Source organism: Nocardioides hankookensis, assembly GCF_042658885.1.
Lineage (GTDB): Bacteria > Actinomycetota > Actinomycetes > Propionibacteriales > Nocardioidaceae > Nocardioides > Nocardioides hankookensis.
In genome coordinates this window covers 281,232-303,380 of record NZ_JBHSRJ010000001.1, presented here as the reverse complement: position 1 = coordinate 303,380, position 22,149 = coordinate 281,232, and the positions used below count along the sequence as shown (strand labels likewise).

General features: G+C 71.8%; 16 protein-coding genes. 10 read left to right on the top strand and 6 right to left on the bottom strand.

Features of this window, described 5'->3' with window-relative positions; genetic code table 11:
* Positions 1–157: 157 nt before the first annotated feature.
* Positions 158–796 carry a hypothetical protein gene (locus tag ACFPYL_RS01405; RefSeq protein ID WP_379149590.1) on the bottom strand — a complete coding sequence of 213 codons (639 nt, stop codon included), beginning with the start codon at positions 794–796 and terminating at the stop codon, positions 158–160.
* A 17-nt stretch (positions 797–813) separates the two neighbouring features.
* On the bottom strand, positions 814–2,310 hold the full coding sequence (cls, locus tag ACFPYL_RS01400) for a cardiolipin synthase (RefSeq protein WP_379149588.1): 1,497 nt from the start codon (positions 2,308–2,310) through the stop codon (positions 814–816).
* A gap of 172 nt (positions 2,311–2,482) precedes the next feature.
* On the opposite strand from cls, the gene ACFPYL_RS01395 reads away from it, so the two are divergent.
* Positions 2,483–3,562 (top strand): AI-2E family transporter, encoded by a 1,080-nt coding sequence (locus ACFPYL_RS01395; RefSeq protein ID WP_379150148.1) that lies wholly within the window; start codon positions 2,483–2,485, stop codon positions 3,560–3,562.
* Complete coding sequence (locus tag ACFPYL_RS01390; RefSeq protein WP_379149586.1) at positions 3,559–5,364, top strand: SulP family inorganic anion transporter; 1,806 nt, start codon at positions 3,559–3,561, stop codon at positions 5,362–5,364. Before ACFPYL_RS01395 ends, ACFPYL_RS01390 begins: the two co-directional genes overlap by 4 nt.
* On the opposite strand, the gene ACFPYL_RS01385 is transcribed toward ACFPYL_RS01390, so the two are convergent.
* Positions 5,320–5,520: a hypothetical protein gene (locus ACFPYL_RS01385; protein WP_379149584.1), complete on the bottom strand. Its 201-nt coding sequence runs from the start codon at positions 5,518–5,520 to the stop codon at positions 5,320–5,322. The two genes, ACFPYL_RS01390 and ACFPYL_RS01385, sit on opposite strands and share 45 nt — an antisense overlap.
* A gap of 180 nt (positions 5,521–5,700) precedes the next feature.
* Between ACFPYL_RS01385 and ACFPYL_RS01380 the strand changes: the two genes are divergently transcribed.
* The 6 genes from ACFPYL_RS01380 (at position 5,701) to ACFPYL_RS01355 (ending at position 15,353) form a co-directional block, all read left to right on the top strand.
* Positions 5,701–7,410, top strand: a complete 1,710-nt coding sequence (locus ACFPYL_RS01380; RefSeq protein ID WP_379149582.1) for a SulP family inorganic anion transporter — start codon at positions 5,701–5,703, stop codon at positions 7,408–7,410.
* A 34-nt stretch (positions 7,411–7,444) separates the two neighbouring features.
* Positions 7,445–7,933 carry a DUF1269 domain-containing protein gene (locus ACFPYL_RS01375; protein WP_379149580.1) on the top strand — a complete coding sequence of 163 codons (489 nt, stop codon included), beginning with the start codon at positions 7,445–7,447 and terminating at the stop codon, positions 7,931–7,933.
* Between the two features lie 72 nt (positions 7,934–8,005).
* Positions 8,006–10,651 carry a LuxR C-terminal-related transcriptional regulator gene (locus ACFPYL_RS01370; RefSeq protein ID WP_379149578.1) on the top strand — a complete coding sequence of 882 codons (2,646 nt, stop codon included), beginning with the start codon at positions 8,006–8,008 and terminating at the stop codon, positions 10,649–10,651.
* Between the two features lie 106 nt (positions 10,652–10,757).
* Complete coding sequence (locus ACFPYL_RS01365; RefSeq protein ID WP_379149576.1) at positions 10,758–13,355, top strand: LuxR C-terminal-related transcriptional regulator; 2,598 nt, start codon at positions 10,758–10,760, stop codon at positions 13,353–13,355.
* A 66-nt stretch (positions 13,356–13,421) separates the two neighbouring features.
* Positions 13,422–14,015 carry an HdeD family acid-resistance protein gene (locus ACFPYL_RS01360; protein WP_379149575.1) on the top strand — a complete coding sequence of 198 codons (594 nt, stop codon included), beginning with the start codon at positions 13,422–13,424 and terminating at the stop codon, positions 14,013–14,015.
* Between the two features lie 9 nt (positions 14,016–14,024).
* Positions 14,025–15,353: a hypothetical protein gene (locus ACFPYL_RS01355; RefSeq protein WP_379149573.1), complete on the top strand. Its 1,329-nt coding sequence runs from the start codon at positions 14,025–14,027 to the stop codon at positions 15,351–15,353.
* Here ACFPYL_RS01355 and ACFPYL_RS01350 read toward each other — a convergent pair.
* On the bottom strand, positions 15,292–16,200 hold the full coding sequence (locus tag ACFPYL_RS01350) for a YhjD/YihY/BrkB family envelope integrity protein (protein ID WP_379149571.1): 909 nt from the start codon (positions 16,198–16,200) through the stop codon (positions 15,292–15,294). The two genes, ACFPYL_RS01355 and ACFPYL_RS01350, sit on opposite strands and share 62 nt — an antisense overlap.
* A 111-nt stretch (positions 16,201–16,311) precedes the next feature.
* On the opposite strand from ACFPYL_RS01350, the gene ACFPYL_RS01345 reads away from it, so the two are divergent.
* Together ACFPYL_RS01345 and ACFPYL_RS01340 are read left to right on the top strand one after the other, a co-directional pair.
* Positions 16,312–16,827 (top strand): potassium channel family protein, encoded by a 516-nt coding sequence (locus tag ACFPYL_RS01345; protein WP_379149569.1) that lies wholly within the window; start codon positions 16,312–16,314, stop codon positions 16,825–16,827.
* A gap of 465 nt (positions 16,828–17,292) precedes the next feature.
* Positions 17,293–18,537, top strand: coding sequence for an HNH endonuclease signature motif containing protein (locus tag ACFPYL_RS01340; protein WP_379149567.1), 1,245 nt, complete (start codon positions 17,293–17,295; stop codon positions 18,535–18,537).
* Positions 18,538–18,814: 277 nt separating this feature from the next.
* Here ACFPYL_RS01340 and ACFPYL_RS01335 read toward each other — a convergent pair whose 3' ends face one another.
* A complete protein-coding gene (locus ACFPYL_RS01335; RefSeq protein WP_379149565.1) occupies positions 18,815–19,720 on the bottom strand; it encodes a formylglycine-generating enzyme family protein in 906 nt (301 codons plus the stop codon).
* 17 nt (positions 19,721–19,737) lie between these two features.
* Entirely contained in the window at positions 19,738–22,116 is a 2,379-nt protein-coding gene (locus ACFPYL_RS01330; RefSeq protein ID WP_379149563.1) for an arylsulfatase, read from the bottom strand.
* Between the last annotated feature and the right edge of the window lie 33 nt (positions 22,117–22,149).

The window sequence follows — 22,149 nt, the reverse complement described above, 5'->3', positions numbered from 1 at the left end:
GGGTCGCCCACGTTTCGAGCCCGTCCCGACGGGACACCTTCTGGGCATGTCCGCAGAATCGGAAGTCATGGTGGCACTGATGACGTTCGTGCTGCTCGTGCCCACCATGATGGTCGCGGTGCTCGTCTCCGGGCTCTCGCGCCGCGGAGACGTCGTGTCAGACGAGGCGGGCGCGAACCTGGGCGGGCTGCTGGTGGCCGACGGGATTGACGTGCCCGTCGAGGTAGACCAGCACCGAACGGCCGCCTAGCTCGAGCACCACCTGACCCGGCTCGATGGCCGCCACCTCGCCGCGGATCAGGTAGGTCTCCCCCTCGATGCGGTCCAGGGCGGACCCCGGCGCGCACCGCTCGACGTCCTCGACGGCGATCGCCCGCAGCTGCGGGCGCCGGCGACCGCCGACCCGCCACAGGAGCAGGGCCGTCACCAGCAGCAGCACGTCGGCGATCAGGGTCATCACCAGGATCGCGTGGCTCTCGACCTGACCCTCCGCGGCGTACGCCGACGGGTCGTCCTTCAGGACGCGGACCTGCAGCTCACCCGACTCGACCGCGCGGTCGTACGCCGTGGCCTCGAGGTCGGCCTGCCAGGTGGCCTGGTCCGGGTCGACCGACTCGGGGAACGTGAAGGACACCAGGTGCTGGCCGCCGACGGTGCGGTGCGCGACGACCGTGGTCTGCACGTCGACGCCGGAGCGCTGCACCCGCTGGTCGGTGATCGTGCTGTGCACGAGCGGCAGGTTGACCAGGACGGCGGCCACCACGAGGACGAGGACGTACCGGGTCTTCCGCTTCACGCGGCCGAGTATCCCTCCTACTGGAGGGTCGCGGTGAGGCGCATCAGGTTGTCGACGTACCGCTGGCCGCGGGTGCGCGCCCGCCAGACGTCCAGCGTCAGCTCGGTCGACAGCGACCGGTACGTGTCCTGCACCCGCTCCAGCCCCGCGACGACCTCGGTGCCCGTCATCATCATCACGACCTCGTAGTTGAGGGCGAACGAGCGCATGTCCATGTTGCTCGACCCGACGACGGCGACCCGGTCATCGACGGTGAAGTGCTTGGCGTGCAGGACGTAGGGCTCGGGGTAGAGCCAGATCCGCACGCCGGCCGTCAGCAGCGACTCGTAGTAGGACCGCTGTGCGTGGGCAACCATGAACTGGTCGGCCGTGGCGCCGACGAACAGCTCGACCTCGACGCCACGCTGGGCCGCCGTCGTGATCGCGTAGAGCAGCGAGTCATCCGGCACGAAGTAGGGGCTCGTCAGGGAGAGACGGTGCTCGGCCGAGTAGAGCATGCTGGTGAAGAGCCGCAGGTTGTTCTCCGTGGTGAAGCCCGGACCGCTCGGCACCACCTGGACGCCGACGCCCGAGATCGCACCCGGTCGCACCGTCGCGTCGGCCGGCGGCGGCACCGCGCCCACGAGCTCGCGCAGGTCCTCACCCGTCTCCGTGAACCAGTCGGTCGCGAAGACGACGTTCAGCTCCTGCACGGCCGGGCCCTCGATGCGGGCCATCAGCTCCACCCAGGCGCGACCGAGCTTCTGGTTCTTGGGCTTGTCGTAGCAGGCCTCGATGAGGTTCTGGGAGCCGCTGAACGCCGCGCGGCCGTCGACGACCAGGATCTTGCGGTGGTTGCGCAGGTCCGGGCGCCGGATCTCGCCCTTGAGCGGCCGGATGGGCAGCATCGGCGCCCACTGGATCCCGGTGCCCTCGAGCTTGGCCAGCATCTCCTTGTAGACCGGGATGCCCCGGGAGCCGATGTGGTCGAAGAGGAACCGGACGGAGACGCCGCGCTCGACGGCTCGCACCAGCTCCTCGAAGAACGGCGCGGTCACCTCGTCCCAGGCAGAGATGTAGAACTGCACGTGCACGTAGTGCTCGGCGGTCGCGACCTCGCGCGCCATCGCCCCGACGCAGGCGACGTAGTCGTCGATCAGCTCGACGCTGTTGTCGAACGTCATCGGCAGCACGCCGAGCTCGCGGTTGAGCCGCGCGAAGCCCTGCACGAGCGGGGCGAGCTCGGCCTGCCGCTCGGCGTCGGCGATGGCGTGGAGGGGAACTCGCGCCATGATCGCGGCGTTGACCTCCTCCTGCTGCGCACGCCGCTTGCGTCCGACGCTGGTGCGCCCGAAGAGCAGGAAGACGAGGAACCCGAAGAGGGGTACGGCGAGGATCAGCAGCAGCCACGCCATCGCGGTCTGCGGACGTCGGCCACCGGGCAGCACCAGCAGCGCACCCAGGATGATCGCGACGTTGACCGCCACCAGGATGGCGCTGACCGCCGCGCCGGGCGAGGACAGCCAGCCGGTCACCGCTCCATCGACCTCTTCCCGCTCCGGCCCCAGGCGTGGCCTCGTGCCTGCACCCTAGGGAGCCCGAACCGCAGTAGCGTCACCCGAGACGGGTGAGCCCCCCTCGGGGGTCGAGGACCACGATGGCCCGTGCGGGGAGCGCTCCCCGCTCCAGGAGGAGTACGACGTGTCGATGTCCAGCATCTCGCCGCGACCGGCGCTCCCGCGCGGCGTGCTCGTGCTCGTCGGGTTCGCGGCCGCCGTCATTGCGATCGGCGGCCTCAAGGCGTCGGCCGACATCCTGGCGCCGGCGTTCCTGGCGCTCGTCCTCACGGTCGTCGCACACCCGCTCCGCAAGTGGCTGGACCGGTGGATGCCGTCGTGGGCGGCGTCGCTGGTGTGCACCGTGGTGGTCTACCTGCTGATCGTCGCCTTCGCCCTCGCGGTGGTCGTCTCGGTGGCTCGCTTCGCGACCTTGCTGCCGCAGTACACCGACGAGTTCCAGCAGCGGATCGACTCCCTCACGAGCTCGCTGTCCGACTTCGGGGTCAACACCGCGCAGGTCGACGACGTCGCGTCCTCTTTCGACCTCGGACAGCTCGGCGGGTTCGTCGGCTCGCTGCTGACCGAGCTGATGGGCCTGGTCTCCAACCTCTTCTTCATCCTCACGCTGGTGCTCTTCATGACGATGGACGGCGGGTCGTTCCCCCGCCAGCTCGAGCGCGCTCGGGGCGCACGCCCGCTCGTGGTCGACGCGATCGAGGAGTTCGCCCACGGCACCCGCCGCTACCTCCTCGTCGCGACCGTCTTCGGCCTGATCGTCGCGGTGCTCGACACGATCGCGCTGCAGATCATCGGCGTACCCGCTCCGGTGCTGTGGGGCCTGCTGGCCTTCATCACCAACTACATCCCCAACATCGGCTTCGTGATCGGGCTGATCCCGCCGGCCATCCTCGGCCTGCTGGAGGGCGGACCCTCGATGATGATCACGGTGATCATCGTCTACTGCGTGCTCAACGTGGTGATCCAGACGGTCATCCAGCCCAAGGTGGTCGGGGACGCGGTCGGCCTGTCGACCACGCTGTCCTTCGTGTCCCTGGTGTTCTGGACCTGGGTGATCGGCCCGCTCGGTGCCCTGCTCGCCATCCCGCTGACCTTGCTCGCCAAGGCCCTGCTCGTCGACATCGACCCGAACCTGCGCTGGTTGAGACCGCTGATCTCCAACAAGGACGACGAGCTCGACGCGGCGCCGCCGGTGGCCACCGAGCCGTGACCGCGGAGCCCGACCCGGACGGGGACGCGCTGGCCCGCATCTCCCGGGGCCCGGCAGAGCGCAGCCGGGCGTTGATGGCCCGGTGGGTCGGCGACCTGAAGCCCGAGCGCGGGCAGCTGCGCAGCGACCTCGTGGCCGGGCTGCCCGGCGCCATCAGCAGCGTCCCCGACGGCATGGCGTCGAGCGTCCTCGCCGGGGTCGGCCCGGCGCACGGTCTCTACGCCTCCTTCGCCGGCCCGATCGCCGGTGGCCTCAGCTCCAGCACCCGCCTGATGGTCATCACGACGACCAGCGCGGCGGCGCTCGCCGCCGGCTCGACCCTGGCCGACGTGCCGGCGGCGGACCGCTCGGACGCCATGCTCTGGCTGACCCTGATGGCCGGCGGCCTGATGGTGCTGGCCGCCGTGGCCGGCCTCGCCCGCTACATCCGGTTCGTCTCGTACTCCGTGATGCTCGGCTTCCTCACCGGCGTCGCGGTCAACATGGTGCTCGGGCAGCTCTCCGACCTGCTCGGGGCCGAGAACGACGGCGGGGTCGCCGTCCAGAAGGCGTGGTACGTCGTCACGCACCCGTCCGGGATCGATCCCGTGACCACGGCGGCCGGGCTCTCCGCGCTCGCCGTCCTGGTCGTCCTCGCGCGCACCCGGCTGGCCGTGTTCAGCTCGCTCGTCGCGCTGCTGGTGCCGACGGTCGTGGTCTGGCTGGCGGGCGTCGACGACGTCACGCTGGTCAAGGACAACGGCGAGCTCCCGCACGGCATCCCGCTCCCCGGCGTCCCGTCGTTCGACGCCTTCAGCCTCGACCTCGTCGTCGGGGCGCTGGCCGTCGCAGCGATCGTCCTGGTCCAAGGCGCCGGCGTCGCCGAGGCGATGCCCAACTCCGACGGCAGCCGCTCGTCGACCCGGCGCGACTTCACCGCCCAGGGCCTCGGCAACCTCGCCTCCGGTCTCTTCGGCGGCCAGGTCGTCGGCGGCTCGGTCGGCCAGTCCGCCCTCAACGTGACGGCCGGCGCCCGGTCGCGCTGGGCGGCGATCTTCTCCGGCATCTGGATGCTCGCGATCCTGCTCGCGTTCTCGGGCCTGGTCGGCGAGGTCGTGATGGCCACCCTCGCGGCGGTGCTGGTGTACGCCGGCTGGGGGACGATCCGACCGCGGGAGATCTGGGCGGTGGCCCGGGCCGGCGCGATCCCCGCCATCGCGATGACCGGCACCTTCCTGGCCGTGCTGGTGCTGCCGGTCGCCGAGGCGGTGGGCGTCGGCGTCGTCGCCTCGCTCGTGATGCAGCTCAACCAGGAATCCCTCGACATCCGGCTGGTGCGGCTCCGGGTCGACAGCGAGGGGCGCCTGGTCGAGCAGCCGCTGCCGGAGGAGCTCGGGCCCTTCGACGTGGTGGTCATCGACGTCTACGGGTCGCTGTTCTTCGCAGGCACCCGCACCCTCCAGCGCCGGCTGCCGCCGCCGAGCGCGACCACCCGCGCCGCCGCCGGGACCGGACGGAGCGGACCCGTCGTGGTGCTACGGCTGCGGGGCCGGACCACCCTGGGCGCGACGTTCCTCAAGGTCGTCGGCGACTACGCCCACCAGCTCGCCGCCGTCGGGGGCGAGCTCTACCTCTCGGGCGTCGACCACAGGCTGGTACGACGGTGGGACGACGACGGCCTGAGCGCGTCGCTCGGCAACGTGCGTGTCTTCGAGGCCACGCCGGTGGTCGGCGAGTCGACCCGGATCGCGGTCGAGCTGGGCCGGACCCACCGGGTCTCAGTCCGGGATGGTGACGACCTCGACGACCCCGATGCCCAGTGAGTTCAGGAGGTTCAGCACTCCCTGGAGCTCCTCCTGGTCGGTCACGTCACCGGTCAGGGTGGTCGTCGCAGGCTGGGTGCGCGCGACGAGGTGGGGGAACGCGCCGCTGAGCTCGTCGCTCAGCTCGGCATCGACGCGGATCAGCATCTTGGTCATCGTCGCCCGTCACACCCCTTGCCCTGAGTGCCTGCGCCCGAGGTCCCGAATCCCTCATCCGGGCCCGTCACCCGGTGGCCCGCCTTGGCCCCACCCTCCGACGGTAGGTCGAGGTCGGCCCGCACCGCCTCACCGGAAACGGGCGAGGCGCCCTGGCGCCGGGCCGGGTTCCCTGGTCCTGTGATCGTCGCGCCGTCCTTCCGCGGGTTCCGTCCGGCCTGGCTGCGCGGCGACCTGGTCGCGGGGCTCACCGTGTGGGCGGTGCTCATCCCCGAGTCGCTGGCGTACGCCGGGATCGCCGGCGTACCCGCCGTCGTCGGTCTCTACGCCACGGTGCCGGCGCTGCTCCTCTACGCACTGGTCGGCAGCTCCCGGCACCTGATCGTGGCGCCGATGTCCGCGACGGCGGCCCTCTCCGCCGGTGTGGTGGGCGACTTCGGGGCGGACCCGGACCAGTACCTCGCGCTCACGACCGCCCTCGCGATCGCCGTCGGGCTGGCCGCCGTCGTCGCCGGCCTCTGCCGGTTGGGGTTCCTGGCCTCGTTCATCTCCGAGCCGGTCCTGAAGGGCTTCATCATCGGGCTGGCGCTGACGATCATCGTGGGCCAGGTGCCGGCGCTGATCGGCGTCGAGAAGGGCAGCGGCAACTTCTTCGAGAAGGCCTGGACCGTGCTCGGCAACGTCCCCGACCTGGACGCCCTGACCACCGCGGTCGGCGTCGGCAGCCTGGTGCTCCTGCTCGTGCTCCGCCGCTGGCTCGCGGCCGTGCCCGGGTCGCTGGTGGTCGCCCTCGGGGGCGTTGCGCTGGTGTGGGTGCTCGGTCTCGACGACCACGGGCTCGCGATCGTCGGGAACATCGACTCCGGGCTGCCCGACTTCGGCCTGCCCGACGTCTCGGGCGACGACTTCCTCGACCTGCTCGCGGTCTCGGTGGGCGTGATGCTGGTCGGCTTCGCCGAGGGCCTCGGCGCGGCGAAGACCTACGCCGCCAAGGCCGGGTACGACGTCGACGCCAACCGGGAGCTGCTCGGCCTCGGCGCGGCCAACATCGGCTCCGGTCTGTCCGGCGGCATGGTCGTCAACGGCAGCCTCTCCAAGACCGCCGTCAACGGCGGGGCCGGCGCGCGCTCGCAGGTCTCCGGGCTCACCGCCGCAGTGCTCACGGTCGTGACGCTGCTCTTCCTCACCGGCCTCTTCGAGAAGCTGCCCGAGGCGTCCCTGGCGGCGATCGTCATCGGCGCCGTGATCGAGCTCGTCGACATCGAGGCTCTCCGGCGGCTGTGGCGGGCGGCGGCCGGTCCGCTGGTGGCGATGGCGCCGTACACCCGGCGCGCCGACTTCCTCGCCGCCGTCACCGCGCTCGCGGGCGTGCTCGTCTTCGACACCCTGCCCGGCCTGGTGATCGGGATCGGGGTCTCGTTGGTCCTGCTGATCGCGCGCACCGCGCGGCCCAACATCGCCGTGCTCGTCCGAGCCCCGGACCCCGACCAGGAGGGGCGGTCGATCTGGATCGACCACGGTCGCCACCCCGGTGCCACGCCGACCGCCGGCGCGCTCGTCGTCCGGGTCGAGGGGCCGCTGACCTTCACGGATGCCGACTTCGTCCGCGACCGGGTCCGAGAGCTCGTCGCGGGGTCGGGGGCCACGACGGTCGTCCTCGACGCCGAGACGGTGCCCGGCATCGACGTGACCGCCGCGGCGATGCTCGGCCAGCTCTTCCAGGACCTGCGTCAGGAAGGCGTCGCCTTCGGCATCGCCCAGGGGGTCGGCCAGGTGCGTGACGTGCTCGACGCGTCGGGCCAGGCGACCGCGCCACCGGTCTTCCCGCGGATCGACGACGCGGTCGCCCACCTGGCGTCCGGTGGCGAGGGTTTCACGCAGAACGGGTGAGGTCGCGTCCCGGCGTACCGGGGACCGTGGAGGCATGGCGACGTTGACGGTGTGGCAGTTCGGCACCGTCGACGGCGCGGGCCGCGCCGCCCTCGCCCTCGACCGCTCCTCGCGCACGGACGAGATCGGGATCCAGGACGCGGCGCTGGTCCACTGGGCAGACGGCGACCGCAAGCCGCGCACCCAGCACCTGGCCTGCGGGCTCACCGCGGCACCGCTCGACGACGGGTTCTGGGGACTGCTCTTCGGCCTCGTGTTCTTCGTGCCGCTCCTCGGGGCCGCGATCGGCGCCGCGATGGGGGCCGAGACCGGCGCGCTCGACGACGTCGGCGTCGACGACCGCTTCATGAACCGGGTCCGCGACCGCGTCACGCCGGGCACCTCGGCGCTCTTCCTCCTGACGACCGGACCGGTCGTCGACGAGGTCCGCGCCGTGCTCGCCGACCGGCCCTCGGCGGAGCCGATCAGCACCTCGCTCGACGCGTCCCAGGAGGCCGCAGTGCGCGCCGTCTTCTCGGACTGATCGCACAATCCTGCTCCGAGCGGGTTGAATGGGTGCCGAGTCGGCGTCGCAGCCCTGGAGGGAGGGCGGGAGATGGCAACCGGGCAGCACGCGCACCCCGGGGTCGGCGTGCGCCCGCACGTCCCTCCCGCGCCCAGGCCGCCGAGCCTGTTCGTCCCGCGAGCCCGCCTCGACGAGTTCCTGGACGACGTCCCGGCGACGCCGGTGAACCTGGTGGTCGCCCCGGCCGGGTCGGGGAAGACCGCCGCCGCCGCAGCCTGGTCGCAACGCGTCGCTGGGGCGCCGCGGTCGCTGCGCGTCGCCTGGGCCCGGGGGGACCAGACCGCGACGATCGCGGCTCAGGTCGAGGCGATGCGCTGCCCCGAGCAGCCGGACGGTCCCGTCGTGGTGGTCATCGACGACGTCCACCTCCTCGCCGCCGAGTCGCAGTCGCTGCTGACGTCGATCCTCACCGTCGACCCCGACTCCGTGCGGCTCCTGCTCCTCGGTCGTCAGGAGCCGGACCTGGTGCCGATCTCGGTGGCCCTCACCGGAGCCGTCCGCGCACTGCCGGTCGACGACCTCCGCTTCGACGAGGCCGAGGCCGCGGAGCTCGTGCAGGCGCACCACCCGCGGGCCGACGCCGACGACGTGGCTGCGGTCCTCGAGCAGGCCGACGGCTGGGCGGCCGGGCTGGTGCTGGGCTCCCGCGCGCTCGCCGGCTCGTCCGACACCGCGGACGCCCGGGCCGCCCTGGCAGCGACCCGGCAACCGGTGCTCGACTACCTGCTCCACGAGCTGTACGAGACCCTCCCGGCCGACCTCACCCTCGTCCTGCTGACCACCTGCCAGCAGGCCCACGTGACCGCCGACGAGGCGGTCCTGCTGTCCGGTCTCGCGGAGGCTCCCGCGATCCTCGACCAGGCCGCGGCCTCGGGCCTGCTCGTCACCAGCTATCGCGACGCGTCCGACCCGGGTGCGACGCTCTGGCGCTACCACCCGCTGCTCCTCGACCTGCTGAGACGGCGTACGGCACCGACCGGGCCCGACTGGACGACGGTCGTCGAGGCGCACCGCCGGGCGACCGCGACGTACGTCGACCGTCGCGACGCCGAGGAGGCGATCCGGCACGCCGGGCTGACCGGCGACCTCGACCTCCAGCTCCGGGTGCTGCGCGAGTTCTCCTCCGCCCTGGTGACCCAGCGACGTACCGAGGTGCTCGACACCGTGCTGGCGGCGATCCCGCTGGACATCCGCTCGCAGCACCCCGACCTGCTCGTCGTCCAGGCCATGCTCCTGCGCTCGCAGGGTCGGGTCGACGCCGCGAAGGCGACCGCGGACCGGGTGCTCGCCCTCGACGCACGGGCCCTGCGCGCCCCGGTCTCGCGCGACACGGAGGCCCAGCTGGCGCTGCTCGAGGTGTGGCAGGCCCGCTACGGGTGGCGCGAGGCGGGGCCGGCGCTCGCCCGGGCCGGCCAGGCGCTCGGCTGCCGTCACGACGCCGAGGTGAGCGCGCACGACCTGGCCGGGCTCTCACCGATGTCGGCCGCCTGGCTCACGCTCGAGATGGCCTACTTCGAGACCTGGCTCGGCGAGTTCGAGCTGGCGGCGATCCACGTCCAGGACGTGGCGATGTACGCCCAGCAGGTCGAGCTCCCGCTGCTGACCCGGTCGATGCTCGCCGGGCGGGCGATGCTCGAGACGGTCCACGGCGCCTACCAGAGCGCCCTCGCCACCGCCGACGCCGCCCTGGCCATCGACCCCGACGCCCGGCCCGATGCCGCCGGTGCCCGGATCCACCTGGCTCGCGGCTGGGCGCTCCTCGAGGAGCTGCGGCTCGCCGAGGCCGAGGTCGCGCTCGAGCGGTTCCACGAGACGCCCAGCGGGGTGATGGACCCGCTCCTGCTGTCCTTCGGGCGGCTCCTGCACGCGTGCGTCCTCGCCGCCACCGGCGACGCCGCCCGGGCCCGGCGGGTGCTCGACACCCGCGGCGACGTCCCCGAGCGCCAGCCCCTCTACATCGGCCGGCTGGACCGGCAGGCCCGCCTGCTGATCGCGCTGGTCATGGGCGACCTCGCCACCGTCGACGCCCTGGTGCCCGAGATGCGCGCGCTCGGCGCCGAGCTCGACGCCCGGCTCGCCGAGGCGCTGAGCATCGGGCTCGGCGGCGACGAGCCGCGCGCCGTACGCCTCGTGACCGAGCTGCTCCCGGACACCGTCGGCGAGCCGGTCATCGTCGCCCTCGGGTCCGCGGTCGCGCGGGCCGCCCTGCTGCACCGCATCGGTACGCCGGGCGCGGTCCAGGCCGCCCGCGACCTGGTGCCGGACCTGCTCAGCCGCGCGGCTCCGCAGCGGCTCGTGTGGATCCTCGCCTTCGGCACCCTGGTCAGCCCGACCTTCGGCGACCTGGTCGCGACGTACGCCTCGGGGCCGGGGGCGCACCCGTTCGCGCCGCCGGTCGTCGCGGCGCTCGGCGGCCTGCAGCGGTCCTACCCCGACGTCGGGCGGCACCGCGACCTGCCGTTCGCCTCGGACGACCCGCGAGCAACGCCGCTCACGCCGCGCGAGCTCGAGGTCCTCGAGCAGCTCGCGCTCGGCGGCGGCAACGCCGACCTGGCCCGGGCACTCTTCGTCAGTGAGAACACGGTGAAGACCCACCTGGCGTCCATCTACCGCAAGCTCGAGGTGGACCGCCGGGTCGACGCGCTCCGGGTCGCGCGCGCCCACGGCCTGCTCTGAGCTGCGCCATATATCATCCCGCCCTCACCCTGGCCGGGTGAGGCGAGGTACGTCCGCGCGCCATACTGTCCTCAGTCCAACGGCGCCGAGACGGGACTGACGCCTGATGTCCACACGCATGTCGAAGCGGGAGCAGCAGGGCTCGACCGCGCGCATCGGGCAGCTGCCGGCGCTTCCCCGCGCGTACGTCGACCGCCAGCGGCTCTGGAGCCGGCTCGACGACGCCACCGAGACGGCCGTGACGCTGCTGGTCGGTCCGGGCGGTTCGGGCAAGACGCTCGGGATCGCCGGCTGGCTGCGCCGCTCGGACCGGGCGGCCGACACCACCTGGATCTCCGCTGACGCCACCTGGGACGCCGAGCGGCTGCTCACCCAGCTGGCCCGGCGTACCGACGACCAGCCGGCGCTGGTCGTCGTCGACGACGCCCACAAGCTGCCGCTCGCGACGGTCCAGGCGGTCGACACCCTCCTCGACACCGCGCCGGACTCGTTCCGGGTGCTGTTCGCCTCCCGCTGGGACCTGCCGTTCGCGCGCCTCGCACCGGAGCTGCTCGGCGACCTGACGATGCTGCGGGGCGACCTGCTGCGGCTCGACGAGACGGAGTCCAGCGCCCTGGTCGCGGCGCACGCGCGCACCGACGACGCCGAGGTCGCACGGGCGGTCGCGGAGCGCACCCAGGGCTGGTGCGCGGCGGTCGTCCTGACGGCCCGGGCGGTCGGCGCGGCGCCGGAGCCGCTCGAGGTCGCCCGTCGGTACGCCGAGATCGGCCCGTCCGTGGCCGACCGCGTCGCGAGCGAGGTCTTCGCGACGCTGCGCCCGCGGGAGCGGCACCTCCTCCTGTGCATCGCCAACGAACCGGTCGTGACCCCCGCGCTCGCCTGCCACCTCTCGCACGACGCCGACGCCGACGCCGTCCTCGCGGATCTCGCAGCGACCGGGTTGCTCGTCACCCGCGTGACGGCGCACGACGGCGGTGCGGCGGCCGGCGAGCGCTACACGATCCACCCGCTGCTCACGGAGGTCGTACGCCGTCGGATCAGCTCCGGTGGGGTCGACGTGATGCGCGCCGCGGCGACCGTGCACCGCGCGGTGCTCCTCGACGTGGGGCGAGGAGCGACCGAGGACGCCCTGCACCGGCTCGAGGCGATCGGGGAGCATGCCGCGGCGGCGTCCCTCATCGCCGACGAGGGCCCCAGCCTGCTGCTGCGCGGGCACGGCCGCCCGGTGCGCGAGTTCGCCGCGGCCCATCCGTCCACCATCGAGGTGACCCCCGGTTCGTGGTTCGCGGTGGCCCTCGAGCGGTGGTTCGCCGGGGACGCGCCCGGCGCGCTGCAGTGGCTCGAGCGCATCCTGCACGAGCCGCAGCCCGACACCGCGCTGGCCGTGGTGCAGCAGGCGTGCGCCCGGGTGATGCGGTCGCGGCTCGGCCTGGAGCCGATCGGCCGGGCGGTCGCCCACGCCCAGCGGGTCGTCACCGACCCCGAGCTGACCGAGGCCGCGGCGGTCGCCGTACCGATCCTGCTGTGCGAGCTGGCCGTCACCCAGAACTGGACCGGTGACCTGGACACCGCGGAGGAGAACCTCGCCGCCGCCGTCCGGCTCAGCCGCACCCACGACCTGCCCGTGCTCACCGTCGTCGCCCTTTCCCACCTCGCGTTCACCGAGTACATGCGCGGTCGCGAGAGCGCGGCGGCCGAGGTCGCCGACCAGACGTTGGCGCTGATCGCGGAGCGCGAGATCGACGCGCCGTACTCCGTCGGTCGCGCCAGGCTGGCGCGTCAGCTCGCCGAGCTGAGCGGGCTGCCGCTCGAGCGCGGCGTGCGCGCGCTGCAGGACGACCCGCTGAGCAGCCACGCCGCCGACCTGACGACCCGCTTCTGGGTCCGCACCCGCCGCTCGCGCCTGCAGCTCGCGCACGGCTCGGTGTCGGCGGCCGAGCTGGCCCTCGAGGTGCCGCTCGAGACGCCGCCGCTGCCGGCCCACCTCGCCGTCGCGCTCCTGCTGGAGCGAGCCTTCCTCGCCAGCCTCTCCGGCGACGGCGGCCTGCTCGGCCAGCTCGCCGACCAGCTCGCCGAGATCGGTGCCACGGCGGAGTCTGCCCTGGTCGCCGGGTTGCGTGCCGACCTCGGCGGCGACCGCCGGACCGCCGTACGCCTGCTCGGCCAGGCGGCGCGCGGCCCGGCCACCGCGCAGCCGGCCGTGCGCGCGCTCGCCCTGGTGACCCACGCCCAGCTGGCCGACTCCCTCGGCGAGGGCGACCAGGCGTTGGCGCTGCTCGGCGAGGCGGTGCTGGCGACCAAGGTCCGCAAGAACGCCGTGCCGTTCCTCGGGTGGAGCCGGCACGGCACCCCGGTGTCCGACCTGCTGGAGCGCCTCGGTGACACCAGCCGGGACCCGTGGCTGCTCGACGTCGACACGAACATCTCGGGCCTGTCCGGCATCGCGTCGTACTTCGGCCCCTCGACGCCGCGGCCGCGCGAGCGCGAGGACCTCGCCCCGGGAGCGATCCGGCCGACCCTGAGCCCGCGCGAGCGCGACGTGCTCTACGAGCTCGCCCGTGGCTCGACGTACGCCGACATCGCGGCGAACCTCTTCGTCTCCGAGAACACCGTCAAGACCCACGTCTCGAGCCTCTACGCGAAGCTCGCGGTCAACCGGCGCAGCGCGGCGCTGGCCGCCGCGCGCACCATGCGGCTGCTCTGAGCTGCGGAGCCGGACCACCCGATTTGGGTGACGGCAGCCGGCGCGCGTCGCGGGATGGTGGGCACCATGACCGACGCTGTCGACCCATCCGCCACCAGGTCTCGTCACGCGGCGACGAACGAGTTCAGCTTCGTCGACCACTGGGGCCTCGTGCTGGCCTACGGCATCCTCACGCTCGGCTTCGGCATCGCGCTCGTCGTCTGGCCGCACGCGTCCGTCACGGTCTTCACCGTGCTGCTCGCGATCCAGCTGATCATCGCCGGCATCTTCCGGATCAGCGCCGCGCTGTCCGTCAGCCGCGCGGACGGCGGGGTCCGGGCGCTGATCGGCCTCAGCGGCGGGCTGGCCCTGATCGTCGGCCTCCTCATCCTGCGCGACCCGCTCCAGAGCGTCCTGGTGCTCGGCATGATCATCGGCGTCTTCTGGGTGATCGCCGGCGTCATCGACATCTTGGGCGCCCTCGTCGCCCCACCGCCGTCGGGCCGCGGCTGGGAGGTCTTCACCGGGGTCGTCCTGGTGCTGGCCGGCGGCTTCCTGCTCGTCTACACCGACCTCTCCCTGAAGCTGCTGGTCGTCTTCGTCGGCATCTCGCTGATCGTGACCGGCGCCCTGGCGCTGACGGCGGCGTTCCGGCTGCGCTCCCTCCGACCGGCGAGCTGAGGAACCGACATGGCCGACGAGAAGCCGTCCGAGGTCGACGAGCTGCGGGCCGAGGTCGAGCGCCTCCGGGCCGAGGTGAACGCGCCACCCCCGACGGTCGAGATCCCGGCCGACGCACCCAGGCGTACCGGGTGGTGGCGGCCGGTGGTCGCGACCGTGCTGATCGTGCTGATGGCCGTGCTCGCGCCGCTCTCGGTCGTCGCCCGCTGGGCCCACGACACGGTCTCGGACACCGACCGGTACGTCGAGATCGTCGGACCGCTCGCGAGCGACCCGGCCGTCCAGGCGGCCGTCATCGACCGGATCACCACCGAGATCACCACCCGCCTCCAGGTGGAGTCGGTGACGAAGGAAGCGGTCGATGCGCTCGCCGACCGTGGGCTGCCGCCGCTGGCGGCCACCAGCCTGCAGGCGCTCTCGGGACCGCTCGCCGACGCCATCAACGGCTTCGTCGAGGACCAGGTCACCACCCTGGTCGAGTCCGACCAGTTCCAGACCGCGTGGGAGGAAGCCAACCGCCAGGCCCACACCCAGATGGTCGCGGTGCTGACCGGCAAGGACACCGACACCGTCGACATCAGCAACAACGCCGTGTCCATCAACCTCGCGACGCTCATCGACACCGTCAAGCAGCGACTCGTCGACCGCGGCTTCACGCTCGTCGAGCGGCTGCCCCAGGTCGACGCGCAGTTCACGATCTTCCAGTCCGACGACATCACCAAGGCACAGACGGCCTTCCGACTGCTCGACGCGATCAACACCTGGCTGCCGATCCTGGCGCTGCTCTGCCTCGTGGGTGCGATCGCCGTCGGCCGGTCTCGACGCAAGACCCTCGTCGCCGGCGCGCTCGCGCTCGCCTTCTCGATGCTGCTGCTCGGTGCCGGGCTCAACCTGTCGCGCGAGATCTACCTCAACGCCGTACCGACCGACCAGCTGCCCACCGAGGCCGCCGCCGCCATCTACGACCAGCTGGTGTCCTTCATCCGGCTCAACCTGCGCGCGGTGATGGTCGTGGCGCTCGCCGTCGCGTTCATCGGCTGGGTCACCGGGCCGGTGGGCGCGCCGGTCGCGCTGCGCCGGGGCACGTCGCGCGCGATCGGCGCCGTCCGGCAGGGCGGCGACCGGGTCGGGATCGACACCGGCCGCTTCGGCATCGCGCTCTACACCTACAAGACCACGATCCGCGTCGCCGTGCTCGGGCTGGCGTTGCTGCTCTACGTGATGCGCGACCACCCGACCGGCGTCTTCGCGATCTGGCTGATCGTCGCCGCGGCGGTCATCCTGCTGGTGGTGGAGCTGCTGTCCCGTCCTCCGGCTCCCGACGCCACACCCTCCTGACGACGCCGCGCACCGTCGGGTCCTCCGTCACGACCCGGCCGACGAGGGCCGAGCCGACCATGATCGCGGCGAAGCCGATCAACCACGTCGACACCGCCAGGATCACCCCGAGCGTGCCGAACTGGTCGGCGTTCGCCTTCACGTACGGCGGCATCAGAACCGATGCGCCGCGGTTGTAGACGACGCCGATGACCCCGGTGAGCAACGCGCCGAGCGCGAGCTGACTCCAGGCCACCCGCCCGAAGAGCAGCACCCAGCTGGTCGCCCACCAGATCACCGACAGCAGGAGCGCCTGGACGACGATGCCGACACCGTCCCCGAGGATGCCGCCGACGCCGTCCCCGATCCGGCGGAGCGCGCCGATGATCTGCAGCGTGAGCATCCAGCCGAGCAGCCAGAGCAGGCAGCGCTGCGCCCCCGACACCCCGCCGACGTGCGGCTGGTCCCAGATCCGCTCGTACATCCGCTGGATGGCCCGCGCGAAGCTGGTCGCGGAGAAGATCGTGATGAGGAAGCCGAAGATGCCGGTCTGCGTACGCACCTGACCTGTCGTCACCTCGCCCTCGAGCAGCTGGGTGCCGTTCGAGCCGACCCCCGTCGCCTGCGAGAAGACCCGGACGACGTCAGAGGTCGCGTGCGGGAAGAACGCCGTCAGCACGACCAGCATCGGGATCAGCGCGAGCAGGCCCTGGGCCGCGATCAGCATGCACCGGTCGATGAACTCGATCTTGATGAAGTCGTTGACGAGGCGACCCAGGATGGGCACCCGGTCGAGGAGCTCCATCGCCTGGTCGCGACGCGCGTGGTACGTCGTGGTCACCCGCTCGCGCAGGGCGGCGACATCCACCGCTGGCTCACCTCCCGTGTCATCGCCGCCGGTTCCGGCAGGATGGCACCCAGCATGGGTGGCGGCGGCGCCGCCCCGCTCACCCGACGAGGGTGAATCGAGGAGGCGATGATGCGCGGTTGGCACCGCATGGTCAGGGACGTCCTGCTGGTCGTTGTCGCCCTGGTCCTCTACTTCGTCATCCCGGTCGGGTTCCACACCGACCGCGGACTCGTCGAGCGCGGCTTCGTCAGCATCGTCTGCATCGGTCTGGTCGGCGCCCTGGTGATCTGGCAGGTCCTCCTCCAGGTCGACGACCCCAGTCGCCGCATCGACGGGTTGCTGCTCTCGATGGTCGCCGGCGTGCTCGTCTTCGCGCTCGCCTTCTACCGCCTGCACCTCGAGGACGGCTCCCAGTTCGTCGGGATGTCCACCCGCATCGACTCCCTCTACTTCACGATGACGACGCTGCTCACGGTCGGGTACGGCGACATCAACGCCTCCGGCCAGGTCGCCCGCGTCCTCGTCCTGCTGCAGATGGTGTTCAACGTCGTGGTCATCGCCACCGCCGCGAGCACGCTCAACAGCCGGGTGCGCGAGAACGCCGCACGTCGCGCCGAGGCCCGCCGGGAGCGGCGCGAGGCCTGAGGGTTCTCGCACACGGTGGTTGAGGTGCGAGCGCAGCGAGCCTCGAAACCACCACAGCCCGCGGGTCGGTCCGTGGTCGCGCGCCGACAGGCTTCCTACACGGGTACGACCGGCTCGTGATTGCGGCCGCCTCCCGGCACACGGTGGTTGAGGTGCGAGCGCAGCGAGCCTCGAAACCACCACCCGCAGCCGATCTCCCTGCGCTGCTGGCCTGCTCGGGTCGGCCGCCGACAGGCTTCCTACACGGGTACGGCGGGCTCATGGTTGCGGCCGCTTCGCGACACACGGTGGTTGAGGTGCGAGCGCAGCGAGCCTCGAAACCACCACCCCGCAGACGGTCCCCCTGCGCTGCGGATCCCGCGGGCTCGTGGTTGGGCCGCATCCCGGGCTGCGGGTCCGCGGAAGTTGGCAGAATTGACGACAATCTTGGCTCGCACATGTGTTCGAATCGTGGTAGGATCGAGCATGTCTCGACGCACCCGGACCCAGGACCCGCAGCTGCGGGGCCTGCTGGCGTGCGCGGCCGAGGCCGACCTCGCCGAACGACTCGCCGCCGCGAAGAAGTTCGAGCTCGCCGCCCGGTGGGCCGAAGCGCACCCGGCACCGGTCGAAGACAGCCCGGTCGACGAGCTGGGTGAGCTGGTGATGTTCGGCGACCAACCGATCAACCTCGCCGGCGAAGGCGCACCGGGCATGTCGGAGTTCGCGGTCGCCGAGTTCGCCGCCGCGGTCGGGATGACCGCTCACCAAGGTCGCGCGTACCTCGGTGCAGCGTTGGAAGCCAAGTACCGGCTCCCCCAGATCTGGGCGCGTGCGATGGCCGGGGAGGTCGCGGTGTGGAAGGTCCGTCGGGTCACCGACCGCACCCGCCGCCTCGACCCCATCGCCGCCGCGTCGGTCGACCGGGACCTCGCACCCGTCCTCGAGTCGTGCTCCTGGGTCAAGGTCGAGAACGCCGTGGAGACCGCCGCCGCCGAAGCAGACCCCGAGCACGCCGAAGGCATCCGCCTGGACAGGTCCCAGTCCCAGCACCTCGACATCGGTCTCACCGTCACCCACCTCAACGACGGACTCGTCCCCATCAGCGGGCTCCTGGACTACACCGACGCCCTCGCGTTGGAGGCACAGATCAAGGCCGGCGCCCACGCCCTCCTCACCGACCACCCCGAGCTCGACCTCGACATCCGCCGCGCCATGGCCGCCGGCCAGCTCGGCGGCGACGCAGCGGTCCCGCGGGAGGTGGTGATCTACGCCCACCACCAACCCGACGAAGCCCACGGCATCGTGACGGTCGAAGGCGCCCACCTGCCCTACGCCACCATCGAGCAGCTCCACGAATGGTGCGCCACCAACGGCACGAAGGTGTCGGTCCGGCCCGTGCTGGACCTGTCCGAAGAGATCAGCACCGACGCCTACGCGCCGACCGCCCGACAGCGAGAACAAGCGATCCTCACCACGCCGACCTGCGTGTTCCCGCACTGCAACAAAGACGCCCGGGACTGCGACCTCGACCACATCCAGCCCTACGCCAGGGGTGGGAAGACCACCAGCTCGAACCTGGCGCCGTTGTGCCGCTACCACCACCGCGTCAAGACCTTCGGCGGCTGGACCTACCGGCGCACCAGCCGCACCGGCTTCCTCTGGACCACCCCGAAGGGCCGCACCCACCCCGTCGACGTCGACGACCACCGACGACGACGAACCCGCTGACCCCCACCCCACCGGCACCGTCGGTGGGGCCACTCCCATGCCTACCCGGGCCACGACGGTCGACCCGAGACCACCCGCAGGCCGACAAGCCACTGGAAATCGCCCCCACAACCACAGGCCACGGTGACCACGTATCCCGTCCCTCGCGTCACCAGCGGTGACTACGACGAACCGCGGCGCTGAGCTGATCTGCCCGGTGGTGGTTTCGAGGCTCGGGCCTAGTAGCGGCCCTCACACCTCAACCACCGATACCCACGACGGACCGCGGCGCTGACTCTCACGCTCGTCGTACGCACCGGAAGCCGACGTGGGACGTCGTGTCCCGGACGCCGTGCCCCTGCCGGGCGGCCGGACGGTAGCGCTGGCAGTAGTCCGGGGAGCACAGGTGTGACCCGCCCTTCGTGACGAACCGGTCCGTCTCGACGAGGCGGACGCTGCCGCCGCAGCACGGGCTGGCCGTCGCCGCCGACGAGACCACCTCGCCGGCGCGGGCGTGGTTGTCGGTCCAGCGGGTGGTGGTCCACTCCCAGACGTTGCCGATCATGTCGTGCAGGCCGAAGCCGTTGGCGGGGTAGGTGCCGACGGGCGACGTGTGGTCGAAGCCGTAGGGGTCCTCGCTGCGCCACGGGAAGGGACCGCGGAACGTGTTCGCGAGCACGGCACCGCCCGGCGACAGCTCGTCGCCCCACGCGAAGTCGCGGCCGGCCAGTCCGCCGCGCGCGGCGTGCTCCCACTCCATCTCGGTGGCGAGGTCCTTGCCGGCCCAGCGGGCGTACGCCGTGGCGTCCTCCCACCCGACGTGCACGACGGGGTGGTCGGGGATCTCCTCCCACGAGCTGCCCGGTCCTTGGGGCGCGCGCCACGAGGCGTCGGGCTGCCAGCGCCACCACTGGGTCCAGTCGCCGAGGTGCACCGGACCGTCAGTCAGCGTGAAGACCTGGGAGCCGGGCACCAGCAGGGCCGGGTCGGCTCCCGGGAAGTCGGCGGGATCCGGCGGGATCTCGGCCACGGTCACGTGTGCGGTGTCCTCGACGAAGCGCGCGAACTCCGCGTTGGTGACCGGGTGCTCGTCGAACCACACGTCGCCGACCGTGACCTCGCGGAGCGGGCGCTCCTCGGGGTAGAAGTGGTCGTTGCCGATCGTGGTCGTCCCGCCCGGGACGAGCACCATGCCGTCTGTCACGACTCCTTTCTACAGGGTCAGTCCCGGGACATCGCGGCGTGGAAGTCGCGCTCGCGGTCGACGTACACGTCGTCGCCGATGTTGATCTCGACGACCTTGATCCGCCCACCGGTGAAGGCGTACGGCGCGGCGTACTCCTTCGTGACCGGGTCGGAGGAGTCGCGCCCGACCGTCAGGCCCTCACCGCAGAGGGCGAAGTGCCCCGGCTGGGTCTTCCAGTCGCCCTTGGCGACGGCCAGGTCGTCGACGTAGAGCGTGGCGGTCCCGATCGCCTGGCCCCGGTCCCCGTGGCTCTCCTTCGAGAACTCCACCCCGAGGACGTGCGCTCCGGTCGGCAGCACGTCCGGCGACACCAGCTGCTGCTCGGGCGGGATGCCCAGGAAGTTGTTGACGTACCAGAGCTTCCGGTCCTTGACGAAGAGGGTGTGCCCGCCGAACCGAGCGCCGTTGGCGATCAGCACACCCTCGGAGTCCTCGGTCAGCTCGACGTCCGCGAGGATCTTGAAGGAGCGCCCCCGGATCTCGGCCGCGTTGAACTCCGGCAGCGGGGACGTGTCCGGGTAGTAGCGGTAGATCCCGCCCTCGGGGATGTCGGCGACGGGCATCTCCTTGACCAGGTCCTCGAGCGAGCGGTTGTCGAGGGGCAGCACGTCGTACTTGCCGGCCTCGACGTACCAGAGGTTGACCAGCTCCTTGACCTTCTCGGGGTGCTGGTCGGCGAGGTCGTGCGCCTCGGCCCGGTCCTCCTCGGAGTGGTAGAGCTCCCAGGTCTCGTTCACGAAGTCGGCGGCCGTCGCGCCCTGCTGCGGCGCACGCTGCGCGACGACGTGCCAGCCGTCGTGCCACAGCGCCCGGGTGCCGAACATCTCGTAGTACTGGATCACCTTCTGCGTCGGACCATCGGCATCGAAGGAGTACTTCATCGAGACCCCGGGCAGCTCGGTCTGCGCGTAGCCGAGCACCTGGTCGGGCATCTCGATGCCGACGCACTCGAGGATCGTGGGCACGACGTCGACCGCATGGTGGTACTGCGTGCGCACCTCCCCGCGGGCCTCGATGCCCTTCGGCCAGGAGATCACCAGCGGATCGGCGACGCCGCCCTGGTAGGTGTAGCGCTTGAACATCTTGAACGGCGTGGAGAACGCCGTCGCCCACCCGGTCGGGTAGTGGTTGTACGTCGCGGGCGAGCCGAGCTCGTCGAGCAGCGCGAGGTTCTCGTCCATCTCGTCGGGCCAGGCGTTGAAGAACTTGTTCTCGTTGACCGACCCGTTGGGTGTGCCCTCGCCCGACGCGCCGTTGTCGGCGCAGTACATGACGATCGTGTTGTCGAGCTGACCGGTCTCCTCGAGGTAGTCGATGATCCGGCCCACCTGCGCGTCGGTGTACTCCGAGAAGCCGGCGTACGTCTCCGCCATCCGGGCGAAGAGCCGCTTCTCGTCGTCGCTGAGGGAGTCCCAGGGCCGCACGTGGTCGAGCGGCTGGGCCGCCTCGCCGGGCAGCGGGTTGATGTCGGTCAGCGCGGTGCCCTCGGGGAGGATGCCCTTCTCGACCATCCGCGGGAGCACCCACTCGCGGTAGGCCTCGTAGCCGTCGTCGAACTGGCCGGCGTACTTGGCGATGTACTCCTCCGGCGCGTGGTGCGGGGCGTGGTTGGCGCCCGGGCAGAACCACAGGTACCACGGCTTCTTGGGCGCCGACGTCTTGCTGTCGGCGATGTAGGAGATCGCCTTGTCGGCCAGGTCCTTGGAGAGGTGGTAGCCCTCCTCGGGCATCGACGGCTGGTCGACGTAGTGGTTGTCCTCGGCGAGCGTGGGATACCAGTTGTTGGTCTCGCCGCCGATGAAGCCGTAGAAGCGGTCGAAGCCTCGCGCCAGCGGCCAGTTGCGCTTGCTCGCGCCGACGGCCCACTCGTCGAGCGGGATGTTGTGGTTCTTGCCGACCCAGAAGGTGTTGTAGCCGTTCTCGCGGAGCACCTCGCCGATGGTGGCGTTCTCCATCGGGATGTGGCCGGTGTGCCCCGGGAAGCCCTGGGCGCCCTCGGCGATCTGCGCGAAGCCGTTCTGGTGGTGGTTGCGCCCGGTGAGCAGGCACGACCGGGTCGGCGAGCAGAGCGCGGTGGTGTGCCACTGGGTGTAGGTGAGGCCGTTGTCGGCGAGCTTCTGCATCGTCGGCATGTTGATGCGGCCGCCGTACGGCGACCAGGCGGCGAGGCCCGTGTCGTCGTAGAGCACCAGGAGGACGTTGGGCGCACCGTCGGGTGCCGGCGGCTCCCGGAACGGCGTCCAGTCGGCGACCGAGTCGCGCACGTCGAGGTTGACGACTCCCTTGAACTGCTTGGCCACGAGGACCCCTCCCGGATCGCTGGTGGTCACCACGCTCCCCCCGCGACCGCTCATCCGGGCTCACCCTCAACGGGTGAGGTTGCGGCC